Origin of the sequence: Campylobacter sp. CNRCH_2014_2452 (assembly GCF_025772865.1) — a bacterium.
Classification (GTDB): Bacteria; Campylobacterota; Campylobacteria; order Campylobacterales; family Campylobacteraceae; genus Campylobacter_D; species Campylobacter_D lari_D.
This window is the reverse complement of sequence record NZ_JAKMSX010000011.1, coordinates 1-12,742: the sequence shown is the minus strand read 5'-3', so window position 1 is coordinate 12,742 and position 12,742 is coordinate 1. Positions and strand designations below refer to the sequence as shown.

The following is a 12,742-nucleotide window of genomic DNA, read 5'->3' as shown; positions in this document are numbered from 1 at the left end:
ATGACAACTTATTTAAATTATATTGACGGTGAATTTATCCCACACAATGGCGAATTTATAGAAGTTTTAAATCCCGCTACCAAAGAAGTAATATCAAGAGTGGCAAGTGCTTCTTTAGAAGATACACAAAGAGCAATTGAAGCAGCTAAAAAGGCACAAAAAAATTGGGAAGCTAAACCAGCGATTGAAAGAGCAAATCATTTAAGAGAAATAGCTAGTTTAATACGCAAAAATGCTAATTTTTTAACAGAAATTTTAATGCAAGAGCAAGGAAAAACTAGAGCTTTAGCTAGTGTAGAGATTAATTTTACGGCAGATTATATGGATTATACTGCTGAATGGGCTAGAAGATATGAAGGCGAAATTATACAAAGTGATAGAGCTAATGAGCATATATATTTATATAAAAGCGCCATTGGTGTAATTGGTGGAATTTTACCTTGGAATTTTCCATTTTTTCTAATCGCAAGAAAGATGGCACCTGCTTTACTAACAGGCAACACCATTGTTATAAAACCAAGCAGTGAAACTCCAAATAATGCTTTTGAATTTGCAAAGCTTGTCTCGCAAAGTTCTTTACCAAAAGGTGTATTTAATTTAGTTGCAGGTAAGGGTAGTGTGGTAGGACATGAATTATCAAGTAATGAAAACATAGGTATGGTAAGTCTTACAGGGAGTGTTGAAGCAGGAACTAGAGTGATGGAAGCTGCAGCTAAAAATATCATTAAGGTTTCTCTAGAACTTGGCGGAAAGGCACCGGCTATAGTGTGTAAAGATGCAGATATTGATTTAGCGGTAGAAGCGATTAAGGCAAGTAGAATTTGCAATAACGGACAAGTTTGCAATTGTGCCGAAAGAGCTTATGTGCATACAAGTGTTTATGATGAATTTGTAGATAAATTTGTAAAAGCCATGAGTAAAGTAAGTGTTGGAAACACTTTGAAAGGCGATTTTGATATGGGTCCGCTTGTCAATCAAGCAGGGGTTGATAATGCTTTAGCAATGCTTGAGAGAGCTACGAATAAAGGAGCAGTTGTAGAATGCGGTGGAAAAATTACCGATACAAGCGGATATTATTTTCCCGCAAGCGTTCTTACAAATGTTAAGCATGAAGATGAGATCATGCAAAAAGAAATTTTTGCTCCGATTTTACCAATTACTAAATTTGATACACTTGATGAGGCAATTGACATGGCAAATGATTGTGAATATGGACTGACAAGTTCTATTTATACACAAAATTTAGATATAGCAATGAGAGCTAGTAGAGAAATAAAATTTGGTGAAACTTATATTAACCGTGAAAATTTTGAAGCAATGCAAGGATTTCATGCAGGTTTTAGAAAAAGTGGCATAGGTGGAGCTGATGGAAAACATGGTCTTGAAGAGTATTTAGCTACCCATGTGGTTTATTTGCAATACAATACCGATAAACAATGATTTTAATCCTATCTATTTTTAGATAGGGTTTGTTTGAAATTTTTAATCAATTTCTCCGCGTTCTTTTAGAATTTTTACAGCCATTGCTTTTTCTGTTCTACCGGCACTAAAAAATCCTTCACTATTTATGATGTTTTTTAATTCATTGCTACTTTTATTCTCTAATCTTATTTTCGTAGCTTGTAATTCTTTGCTTTTTGCATCTAAATTAGCTGCCGCATCTTTTGCTACTTTGCCTACGCTATCCCAAAAACCCATTTTATCTCCTTTTGTTTTTATTGGTGGATTTTATCAAAAAAATAAATCAATAGAAAAGAGCATTTTGAATTTTATACTAAATTTCCCTGCTATTTTGAATTAAATGTTAAATTAGATATTAGTAAATTTTATTCTTTTGTTAAAAATCAAAAATATTCTTTTTATGGTAGTTTTATCTATTTTTTAAGTAAAAATGTTAATTTAATACCTGAATTTAAATTATACTTAGAGGATGATAAATTAATTTGTTTTGATATTATCCATCCAAGTTATACCGCTTTTTGTGAAAAATCAAAGACTTTTTGTGTTTTATGGACTGAATTTAATGAAGATTTTCAAAACTTTTTACATAATTTCGAGCATGATAAACAACTCATTAAAGAAAACACTATGTTTGTAAAAGAGAATATTAAAAATTCTTTTAATATTTCAGCAATCCCTTGGATAAATTTTTGAGAATTTCTCTTTACATTTACCTAAAAAAGAAAATTATTTTTTTCCTATTCTTACAAGTGGGAAAATTATCAAGGAAAAAAATCAATGTTTTATTCCACTAAGTATTAATGTAAATCACGCAAGCACCGATGCTTATCATGTGAGTTTGTTTTTAGAAAATTTGCAAAAAGATTTAAATTGTTTTTAGTTTATATTTTTGTAAGTAAAATTTAGATATTATCCAAAGTTTATTACATTTTTTAAAGAAAGGAATTATTGTGCCTACCATAAATCAATTGGTTAGAAAAGAGCGCAAAAAAGTTTTAGAGAAATCTAAATCTCCAGCGCTTAAAAATTGTCCACAAAGAAGGGGAGTTTGCACTAGGGTTTATACAACAACCCCTAAAAAACCAAACTCAGCGTTAAGAAAAGTTGCCAAAGTAAGACTTACAAGTGGCTTTGAAGTTATTAGTTATATCGGTGGTGAAGGTCACAACCTACAAGAACACAGCATTGTTTTAGTGCGTGGTGGTAGGGTAAAAGACTTACCAGGTGTTAAGTATCACATTGTTCGCGGTGCCTTAGATACTGCAGGTGTTGCAAAAAGAACCGTTTCTCGTTCTAAATATGGTGCGAAACGCCCTAAAGCAGCAGCTAAGTAATAAAATTGCAGACAAATCCGTTAGATTTGATTTTGTTTGAGTAAAATTATAAATTTGAAGGAAAATTATGAGAAGAAGAAAAGCTCCGGTAAGAGAAGTCTTGCCAGATCCGATTTATGGAAACAAAGTAATCACAAAATTCATTAATTCTTTAATGTATGATGGTAAAAAAAGCACAGCTACGACTATTATGTATGGTGCTTTAGAAGCTATCGATAAAAAAGGTGGAGAAAAAAAAGGTATAGAAATTTTTAATGATGCTATTGAAAATATTAAGCCTTTATTAGAAGTTAAATCTCGTCGTGTTGGTGGTGCTACTTATCAAGTGCCAGTAGAAGTACGCCCAGCTAGACAACAAGCTTTAGCTATAAGATGGATTATTTCTTTTGCTAGAAAAAGAAGCGAAAGAACTATGATAGAAAAATTAGCAGCAGAGTTATTAGATGCAGCTAATAGCAAAGGTGCTTCATTCAAGAAGAAAGAAGATACTTATAAAATGGCAGAAGCTAATAAAGCATTTGCTCATTATCGCTGGTAAGAGGAGTAAAATATGTCAAGAAGTACTCCTTTAAAAAGAGTTAGAAATATAGGTATCGCAGCTCATATTGATGCAGGTAAAACAACTACTAGTGAGAGAATTCTTTTCTTTACAGGTATGAGTCATAAAATTGGTGAGGTGCATGATGGTGCAGCTACAATGGACTGGATGGAGCAAGAAAAAGAAAGAGGTATCACAATTACTTCTGCTGCTACAACTTGTTTTTGGAAAAACCATCAAATTAACCTTATAGACACTCCAGGCCACGTTGACTTTACAATCGAAGTTGAAAGATCAATGCGTGTTTTAGATGGTGCAGTTGCGGTGTTTTGTTCAGTAGGTGGAGTTCAACCACAATCAGAAACCGTATGGAGACAAGCTAATAAATACGGTGTTCCAAGAATTGTTTTTGTAAATAAAATGGACAGAATTGGTGCAAATTTCTTTAATGTTGAAGAACAAATCAAAAATCGTTTGAAAGGTAACCCAGTTCCACTTCAAATTCCAATTGGCGCTGAAGATAATTTCAAAGGTGTAATTGATCTTATTACCATGAAAGCTTTGGTATGGGAAGATGAAAATAAACCAACTGATTATGTAGAAAAAGAAATTCCAGCTGAACTTAAAGAAAAGGCTGAAGAATATCGCACAAAAATGATAGAAGCAGTTTCTGAAACAAGCGATGAATTAATGGAAAAATACCTAGGTGGTGAAGAGCTTACTCAAGAAGAAATCAAAGCAGGTATTAAAGCAGGATGTTTAAGTCTTTCTATGGTTCCTATGCTTTGTGGTACAGCTTTTAAAAATAAAGGTGTTCAGCCATTACTTGATGCTGTTGTTGCTTATTTACCAGCTCCTGATGAAGTTGCTAATATTAAAGGTGAATATGAAGACGGTACAGAAGTTTCTGTAAAATCAACTGATGATGGTGAGTTTGCAGGCCTAGCATTTAAAATTATGACTGACCCTTTTGTTGGGCAATTAACTTTCGTTCGTGTGTATAGAGGAAGTTTAGAAAGCGGTTCTTATGCATACAACTCAACAAAAGATAAAAAAGAAAGAATCGGTCGTCTTTTGAAAATGCACTCTAATAAAAGAGAAGAAATTAAAACTTTATATGCAGGAGAAATTGGAGCGGTTGTTGGTCTTAAAGACACACTAACCGGTGATACTTTGGCAAGTGAAAAAGATAAGGTTATTTTAGAGAGAATGGATTTTCCAGATCCTGTTATTTCAGTTGCTGTTGAGCCTAAAACAAAAGCAGATCAAGAAAAAATGTCTATTGCTTTAAATAAATTAGCTCAAGAAGATCCAAGCTTTAGAGTTTCAACAGATGAGGAAAGTGGTCAAACTATCATTTCAGGTATGGGCGAGCTTCACTTGGAAATTATCGTTGATAGAATGCTTCGTGAATTTAAAGTTGAAGCCGAAGTAGGTCAACCTCAAGTTGCTTACCGTGAAACTATTAGAAAAACAGTTGAGCAAGAATACAAATACGCTAAACAATCAGGTGGTCGTGGACAATATGGTCATGTATTCTTAAGACTTGAGCCACTTGAACCAGGTAGTGGATATGAATTTGTAAATGATATCAAAGGTGGGGTAATTCCAAAAGAATATATTCCAGCGGTTGACAAAGGTGTTCAAGAGGCATTACAAAATGGTGTTTTAGCAGGATACCCTGTTGAAGATGTTAAAGTAACTGTTTATGATGGAAGTTACCACGAAGTGGATTCTTCTGAAATGGCATTTAAACTTGCAGCTTCTATGGGCTTTAAAGAAGGTGCTAGAAAAGCAGGTGCTGTAATCTTAGAACCTATGATGAAAGTTGAAGTTGAAACTCCAGAAGAATATATGGGTGATGTTATTGGTGATTTAAATAAACGCCGTGGTCAAGTAAATTCAATGGATGAAAGAGGTGGTAATAAAATTATTACAGCATTTTGTCCTTTGGCCGAGATGTTTGGTTACTCAACCGATCTTAGAAGTCAAACTCAAGGCCGTGCTACTTATTCTATGGAATTTGATCACTATGATGAAGTTCCAAAAAATGTTTCTGAAGAAATTATCAAAAAAAGAAATGGTTAATCTATCAAGATGGGCAAAAAGCTCATCTTGAATTATTTATGTCCTTTTGAATTAATTAAATTAATTGCTCCTTCATTAATTTCATATGCCTTCCCAAAACCTTTAACATATCTTCCATTTTTCAGTATAAGTTGAAATAAATGAAAATCTTGCATATTTTTAATGACTTGGATTATTTCTTTATTGTCTTCATTTTCATAAGTATTTAATACTTGCTCAAATAGCTGATTATCTCTTGTTATTTCTACGCTCTCAACTCTAAATTTAAGTCTTTTCCTTGCAAAGATTGATATACAATCTTTTTCATCTTCTATAAACATAATTTCTATGTTTTTATTATTGTATTTTACTCCTTCAAAATGTTCGGCAATTTCACTAATATAAATATAAAAGTCATTTTTGTTTTTTATAATAGGAGTATATGAACATATGGTTTGATTGTTTAAATTTAAAGACGATATCATAATGCTTTTGTATTCTTGTATAAATTGATTAATTTCATCATGTAGTTGCATAAAAATTTTCCTTGTAAGTTAAAATGAATAAGATTTGAGGGTTGTAGAAAAGTAAAAAGAAGAGTTTGTTACTCTTCTTCATCAGTATTTTTGCGTACAACTTTAATGCGTTCTATGCTATTTCCATCCATCTTTTTGACTTCGTAGTAGCAAAATTTATCTTCTATTCTATCTCCAACCACCGGTAAGCGTCCTAAAAGATTGAAAACATATCCACCTATAGTGACTTGTTCTAATTCTTCATTAAAGCGTATATCAAGCATTTCTTCTACTTCACTAATTTCATATCTTCCTTGAAATTCATAAATGTTTTCTGCAAGCTTTTTAAAATGTGGACTAGAATCATCATGCTCATCGTTAATATCACCAACAATTTCTTCCATAATATCTTCCATAGTTAAAAGACCAGCGGTTCCGCCATATTCATCTACTACTAATGCTGTATGTACTTGTTCTTTATTCATCATGAAAAGAACTTTAGATATGCTGATATTTTCTGGAACTAGGATCATTTTGATTAGAAAATCATCTAAATTTTTCTTATCTTTGCTAAGTTCATTTTGCATAATGTCTCTAATATGCACCATACCTAAAATGATATCTTTAGAACCATCTATGTATGGAAAGCGTGTATGTTTATACTGACAAACTATTTGCATATTTTCTTCATAGCTTTTTTGTTTATTAAGACAAATCATATCTTTTCTAGGTGTCATGATTTCTTTTGCTACTGTATCTGAAAAATCGACAGCATTGCGTATGATTTCAGTTTCAAATTCATCCAAAACTCCACCTTTTTGGCTTTCACTCGCAATAAATTTAATCTCTTCTTCAGAGTGACTTAATTCGTGTTCTTTGGCAGGTTTTATACCTATAATTTTTAAAGAAACTGCAGCTAAAAAGTCAAATGTTTTAATGAAAGGTAAGAAAAGTAACCAAAACAAATGCAATGGTCTTGCAACCCATAAAACAGCTCTATCTGCAATGGCTATAGCAATGCTTTTTGGGACCAACTCGCCTAGCACAACATGCAATAATGTGATAATAGCAAAAGCAATAATAAATGCTATGGTATGGATTAATGCTGGAGATAAACCTAAATTTGCTAGAGGAACTTCAAGAATTTTAGCAATAGCAGGTTCGCCTATCCAACCAAGAGCAAGAGAGCTTAGCGTAATACCAAGTTGGCAAGCACTTAAATAAGTATCTAGTTTTGAAGTGACTTCCAAAGCTTTTTTTGCATTGCGTTTTTTCTCTTTTACCATTTCTTCAAGTTTTGATCTACGCACTTTAACAATAGCAAATTCAGATAAAACAAAAAATCCATTTAAAAGCACTAAAGCTAATGCAACAAGAATCATAAAAGTAGAATAGCCTATATCAATAGAGGCAACAGTAGGTAGTGTTTGATTTAAGTCTAAAGATTGACTGGGGTCCAAAAAAACTCCTTTAATAAAATTTCGCAAAATTATATCAAATCAAAACTATAAAATTAGCTTAAAAATAATGATATATTTTAAATTAATTTAATGTTTTCTATATTCTATATTTTTTTCAAATTCATCTAAACGCTTGTAAATACTACGAAGCTGTGTGATAGTTGTCCAGTTGGTGATAAAAATGCTAAATGAAGATCTAACCTGGTCAAAAGCATTACCAACTTGTATGATAATTCCAAGTTGTATAAGTCCTAAAAATAAACTTGGAGCCATGATTAAAAAGGGTACTATAACCATGATTTGCTCAAATAAATAAAGCCATATATTAAAATATCCATAATGTAAAAATAATCTTTTATAATTGATTTTAAGCCCGGTAAATAAACTTAAAATACTTTCATCGCTTGCATAATTTTTTCTATCATCTTCAGCAAAAACAAGTTCTTTTCTAAAAGCAGCTTCGGCTTTTTGATTGTTATATTCTAATCCAGGTAGTTTTATACCTACAAACCATGATATAACTAAACCTCCTAAAGAAACCAAAAATGCAATCCATACTAAAGAGCCATTAATATCTTTTAAGATAGGTAAATTAACATGTGCGCTTAACATCCATAAAATTGGCACAAAAGCAACTAAAGTCATAATTGCTTTGACAAAAGCTAACCCTAAACTTTCTATGATTTTTGAAAAATTATAGATATCTTCTTGAATTCTTTGCGAACTGCCTTCTATGTTATCATCTTTTTTTTGCCAAAATTTAATATAATCAAAAGTCATAGCCTCGCGCCATTTAAAAGCATATATGCTTCCAAAATATTGCGTGATAGTAGCGATTAATACATAAGGCAGTGCTAAATATAAAAATTGTTTAATAAAATGATAAAAATCATTTATGCTATGATTTTTTGCATCTTGTAAAACATCGTAAAATTCTTTATACCATTCATTTATTGCTACATTAATAGAGGTTTGTGCTAATAAAGAAGACAATAAAAAAAACAGACCCAAGTAAGCCCATAAAGCCCATTTTTTAGAATAAAAAAAAGATTTAAACATTTTAAATTTCTTTCAGCATTTTTTCATAATGTTTTATTGTATGTTTTTTTGCTTTAAATATTATACTAAAAATCATAATAAAACAACTTGCGACTAAAAATCCAGGAATGATTTCATAAATTTCTATAAAATTTGAACCAAAATGCTTATAAAATACAACAGTTAAAGCCCCGCTAACCATTCCAGCTATTGCACCTTCTTTGCTCATATTTTTATAAAATAAAGAAAATAAAATAACGCTTCCAAAACTAGCTCCAAAACCTGCCCAAGCATAAGAGACTATGCTTAAAATTTGACTTTGAGTATCAAGTGAAAGTATAAAAGCTACACACGCTACAATCAAAACACCTAAGCGTGACAACAAAGTAATATTTTTATCATTTGTTTTTCTTTTTAAGATTTGTGTATAAAAATCTTGCACCAAGCTAGAAGCGCATACTAGCAATTGAGAACTTGCAGTACTCATAATGGCTGCTAAAATTGCACTGAGTAAAATTCCAGCCACCCAAGGGTTAAAAAGCACTTGAGACATTACAATAAATATTCTTTCAGGATCATTTAAAGTAAGATCAAATTTAGCTATATAAGCAATACCTAAAAATCCTATCATAGCAGCACCAAATAGAGAAATTACCATCCAAGTTATGCCTATAAAAGTCGCAGTAGGAATTTCTTTTACATTTTTTATAGAAATAAAGCGAATTAAAATATGAGGTTGGCCAAAATATCCAAGTCCCCAGGCCAAGGTTGATGCTACCACTAGCCAACCACCACCATCTAAACCAAAAGCTTGAGGTTTTACATCATTTATAGTAGAAAAAGCTTCGCCAAAGCCGCCAAGTTCAAAAATCATCACAAAAGGAATGATGATTAATGAACTCATCATTAAAAGTCCTTGTATCATATCAGTCCAGCATACGGCTTTATAGCCACCTAAAAAAGTATATAAAACAATAACTAAAAATCCAATACTTAATGCAAAAATATAAGGCAAATTAAATACACTTTCAAAAAGTTTAGCACCACTTACTAATCCAGCACTAATGTAAATAGTAAAAAATACTAAAATAACTACCGCACAAATACTTCTTAAAATATGTCTATCATCATGAAAGCGACTTTCAAAAAAATCAGGAATTGTAATACATTCTTTGGCTATTTGAGAAAAAATCTTTAATCTTTTAGCAACAAAGGTCCAGTTTAGAAACATACCAAAACTTAAACCTATGGCTATATAAATTTGTCCCAATCCAGCTGCGTATAAAGCACCGGGAAAAGCCATTAAAAGCCAACTACTCATATCAGAAGCACCTGCACTTAAGGCAGATATTACCGGCCCCATTGATGCATTTCCGACAAAATAATCTTTACTATTTTGATTTTTTTTGTAAAAATAAAAACCTATAAAAAGCATTAAAAATGCATAGGTAATAAAAGTAATAATAATAGGATAAGAAAATTCCACACTTTGTAAATTCATAAGTGTCCTTAAAAAATTTAAAAAACCATCATTTTACTTGTTTTATTTTAAAAAAACATTATAAAAATTATTTTTTATTTCAATGCTTTATAAAGTTTTTTTGTTACAATTTTCAAAAAAATTAAGGATAGTTAATGAAAAATCTTTTAATTATAGGTGCAGGTGGTGTAAGTCGCGTTGCAACTGTAAAATGTGCAATGAATAGTGATGTTTTTAGTAAAATAACTCTAGCAAGTAGAACTAAAAGTAAATGTGATGAAATAGCAGCTTTTATAAAAGAGCGTTTAGGTATAGAAATTCAAACTGAGCAAATAGATGCAGATGACACATCTGCTGTTGTAGAGCTTATTAAAAAAATAGGAGCTGAAATTTTATTAAATGTGGCTTTGCCTTATCAAGATCTTGCTTTAATGGATGCGTGCATTCAAACTAATATCCACTATGTAGATACTGCAAACTATGAACATCCTGATTTGGCTAAATTTGAATATAAAGAACAATGGGCAAGAAATGATAAGTTTAAACAAGCAGGAATTTTAGGACTTTTAGGCAGTGGATTTGATCCAGGTGTTACTAATGTATTTTGCGCTTATGCGCAACAAAATTTATTTGATGAAATTTATTATATTGATATACTAGATTGTAATGCAGGTGATCATGGATATGCCTTTGCAACTAATTTTAACCCTGAGATAAATTTAAGAGAAGTATCTGCTAAGGGTCGTTATTGGGAAAATGGAAAATGGATAGAAACTGAACCTATGGAAATAAAAATGGAGTGGGATTATCCTGAAGTAGGAGTAAAGGATAGTTATTTGCTTTATCATGAGGAGCTTGAAAGTTTAGTAAAAAATATCAAAGGTCTAAAAAGAATAAGATTTTTTATGACTTTTGGACAAAGTTATTTAACTCATATGAAATGTCTTGAAAATGTTGGTATGCTAGGTATTAAACCTGTTATGCATCAAGGCAGAGAGATAATACCAATAGAATTTTTAAAAACTTTACTTCCTGATCCTGCTAGTTTAGGTCCTCGTACTAAAGGTTACACTAATATAGGTTGTGTAATCCGTGGTGTAAAAGATGGAAAAGATAGACAAGTTTATATTTACAATGTTTGTAATCACGAAGAATGCTTTAAAGAAACTGGAGCGCAAGCTGTGAGCTATACTACAGGTGTCCCTGCTATGATAGGTACGAAATTAATTGCTAAAGGAATTTGGCAAGGAAAAGGTGTGTTTAACATGGAAGAATTTGACGCCAAACCTTTCATGGATGAGTTAAATACTCAAGGACTTCCTTGGAAAATTATAGAAATGGAGCCAAATTTAGGAAAATAATCTCAAGTCTTTGACTTGAGAAAGTTTTAATAATGACACAATTATTATTAAGTATAGATTGGATGCCTTTTTTAGTTTCCATAAAACTTTCTATTATTACTTGTATAATTTTGTTTTGTTTTTGCATACCTCTTGCTTGGGTTTTTACTTTTAAGCAATTTAGAGCAAAAAAAATTCTAGAAACCATAATAACCTTACCTTTAGTTTTACCACCGTCTGTTGTTGGTTTTTACTTGTTGATTTTATTTTCAAAATATTCTTTTTTTGGAGAATTTTTAGAAAAATATTTTAATATCACTTTAGCTTTTACTTTTGAAGGCTTGGTAATAGCAAGTTGCATTTACTCTTTACCTTTTATGTTTAATCCTTTATATAACGCAATGTCTTTAATTTCTAAAAATATTATAGAAGCAAGTTTTTCTTTGGGAAAAAATTCTTTCATCACACTTTTTAAAGTAATCTTACCAAGTATCAAACCAGCTATACTCAGTGCTTTAGTAATAAGTTTTGCACATACTATGGGCGAGTTTGGTATAGTATTAATGATAGGTGGTTCTTTAAGCGGAGAAACAAAAGTAGCTAGTATTGTTATATATGAAAGTATGGAAAATTTAGATTTTGCCACAGCTCATATTTATAGTCTCATACTTTTAATTTTTAGTTTTGTTGTTTTGTTAAGTGTAAATTTGTTAAAAAATAAATAACAAAGACTTATTTTTATTGTATAATCAATTTATATCTTAAATTTAAAGGAGAAATGATGGATAATTCATTATCAGGATATACTAAAAAATATGACAATGAAGGGTATGGCTTACAATATCCAGATGGACATGTTATAAGATTTTATGAGAGAATCTTAAAATACAAATTAAACAAAACAAGTGGAAATTTACTTGATTTTGGTTGTGGAAATGGAGTTCATTCTAAGTATTTTCAAGATGTAACAGGGGGGGGGTATTAATGCCTATGGTATAGATATTGTTCCTAGTTTAAAAAATACTTGGAAAAAAGATCCTAGGATAAATGAAAATAATTTTCATGTTATTACACCAAATTCTAGTTTTAAAAATTTATTTGATGTAAAAATGGATTTTATTTTTGCAAATCAAAGTTTATATTATCTACCAAACAAAGACTTTCAAAAAACTATTGAAGAATTTTATGATTTATGCAATGATGGAGCAATAATTTTCGCGACAATGATTAGCTCTAAAGCTTATCAAGAATTTGTTGCAGGAGATGTTAAAGATAATGGTTTAGTGGAAGTAAAATCTAGTCCAAGATTAAATGGCGAATCTACTTATATAAATTTTACAAATACGATTGAAGAATTAAAAGAAAAATTTAAACCTTTTAAACCATTATTTTGGGGAGATTATGAATTAATAAATTTATATAATTTTGAAGGAAGTATACAGCATTTTATTTATATAGGGGAAAAATAATTTTATATGATAAAGACTTTATCAAGTCTTTATCATCACT

General features: G+C 30.9%; 15 protein-coding genes. 10 read left to right on the top strand and 5 right to left on the bottom strand.

The features are described 5' to 3' along the window. A complete protein-coding gene (aldA, locus tag L8X38_RS07400) occupies window positions 1-1,440 on the top strand; it encodes an aldehyde dehydrogenase (protein WP_263661680.1) in 1,440 nt (479 codons plus the stop codon). Between the two features lie 42 nt (window positions 1,441-1,482). Here the strand turns inward: aldA and L8X38_RS07395 are convergent, their stop codons facing one another. Beyond that, entirely contained in the window at window positions 1,483-1,698 is a 216-nt protein-coding gene (locus L8X38_RS07395; RefSeq protein WP_263659889.1) for a transposase, read from the bottom strand. A gap of 45 nt (window positions 1,699-1,743) precedes the next feature. Between L8X38_RS07395 and L8X38_RS08555 the strand changes: the two genes are divergently transcribed. From L8X38_RS08555 to fusA, 5 genes are all read left to right on the top strand, one after another. Next, window positions 1,744-2,154, top strand: coding sequence for a CatA-like O-acetyltransferase (locus L8X38_RS08555; RefSeq protein ID WP_412175300.1), 411 nt, complete (start codon window positions 1,744-1,746; stop codon window positions 2,152-2,154). Then, the gene (locus L8X38_RS08550) at window positions 2,147-2,341 is read left to right on the top strand and encodes a CatA-like O-acetyltransferase (protein WP_412175299.1); all 195 of its coding nucleotides are present in this window, start codon (window positions 2,147-2,149) and stop codon (window positions 2,339-2,341) included. Before L8X38_RS08555 ends, L8X38_RS08550 begins: the two co-directional genes overlap by 8 nt. A gap of 70 nt (window positions 2,342-2,411) precedes the next feature. Further along, window positions 2,412-2,795, top strand: coding sequence for a 30S ribosomal protein S12 (gene rpsL, locus L8X38_RS07390; protein WP_012661187.1), 384 nt, complete (start codon window positions 2,412-2,414; stop codon window positions 2,793-2,795). A 67-nt stretch (window positions 2,796-2,862) separates the two neighbouring features. Beyond that, window positions 2,863-3,333: a 30S ribosomal protein S7 gene (gene rpsG, locus L8X38_RS07385; RefSeq protein ID WP_012661188.1), complete on the top strand. Its 471-nt coding sequence runs from the start codon at window positions 2,863-2,865 to the stop codon at window positions 3,331-3,333. Between the two features lie 12 nt (window positions 3,334-3,345). Then, a complete protein-coding gene (gene fusA / locus L8X38_RS07380) occupies window positions 3,346-5,421 on the top strand; it encodes an elongation factor G (protein WP_039617755.1) in 2,076 nt (691 codons plus the stop codon). A gap of 32 nt (window positions 5,422-5,453) precedes the next feature. On the opposite strand, the gene L8X38_RS07375 is transcribed toward fusA, so the two are convergent. From L8X38_RS07375 to putP, 4 genes are all read right to left on the bottom strand, one after another. Further along, window positions 5,454-5,936 carry a pyridoxamine 5'-phosphate oxidase family protein gene (locus tag L8X38_RS07375; RefSeq protein ID WP_263661679.1) on the bottom strand — a complete coding sequence of 161 codons (483 nt, stop codon included), beginning with the start codon at window positions 5,934-5,936 and terminating at the stop codon, window positions 5,454-5,456. Window positions 5,937-6,004: 68 nt separating this feature from the next. Then, window positions 6,005-7,375, bottom strand: a complete 1,371-nt coding sequence (locus L8X38_RS07370; RefSeq protein WP_263661678.1) for a hemolysin family protein — start codon at window positions 7,373-7,375, stop codon at window positions 6,005-6,007. 87 nt (window positions 7,376-7,462) lie between these two features. After that, on the bottom strand, window positions 7,463-8,434 hold the full coding sequence (locus tag L8X38_RS07365) for a putative transporter (RefSeq protein ID WP_133319920.1): 972 nt from the start codon (window positions 8,432-8,434) through the stop codon (window positions 7,463-7,465). Between the two features lies 1 nt (window position 8,435). Beyond that, the gene (putP, locus tag L8X38_RS07360) at window positions 8,436-9,914 is read right to left on the bottom strand and encodes a sodium/proline symporter PutP (protein ID WP_263659886.1); all 1,479 of its coding nucleotides are present in this window, start codon (window positions 9,912-9,914) and stop codon (window positions 8,436-8,438) included. 134 nt (window positions 9,915-10,048) lie between these two features. Between putP and L8X38_RS07355 the strand changes: the two genes are divergently transcribed. The 4 genes from L8X38_RS07355 to L8X38_RS07340 all read left to right on the top strand — a co-directional run bounded on the left by L8X38_RS07355 (window position 10,049) and on the right by L8X38_RS07340 (window position 12,702). After that, a complete protein-coding gene (locus tag L8X38_RS07355; protein WP_263661677.1) occupies window positions 10,049-11,254 on the top strand; it encodes a saccharopine dehydrogenase family protein in 1,206 nt (401 codons plus the stop codon). Between the two features lie 32 nt (window positions 11,255-11,286). Beyond that, window positions 11,287-11,958, top strand: a complete 672-nt coding sequence (modB, locus tag L8X38_RS07350) for a molybdate ABC transporter permease subunit (RefSeq protein WP_263661676.1) — start codon at window positions 11,287-11,289, stop codon at window positions 11,956-11,958. 56 nt (window positions 11,959-12,014) lie between these two features. Next, window positions 12,015-12,218 (top strand): class I SAM-dependent methyltransferase, encoded by a 204-nt coding sequence (locus L8X38_RS07345; RefSeq protein ID WP_240387661.1) that lies wholly within the window; start codon window positions 12,015-12,017, stop codon window positions 12,216-12,218. Window positions 12,219-12,342: 124 nt separating this feature from the next. Beyond that, window positions 12,343-12,702, top strand: a complete 360-nt coding sequence (locus tag L8X38_RS07340; protein ID WP_133319916.1) for a hypothetical protein — start codon at window positions 12,343-12,345, stop codon at window positions 12,700-12,702. Window positions 12,703-12,742 lie beyond the last annotated feature (40 nt).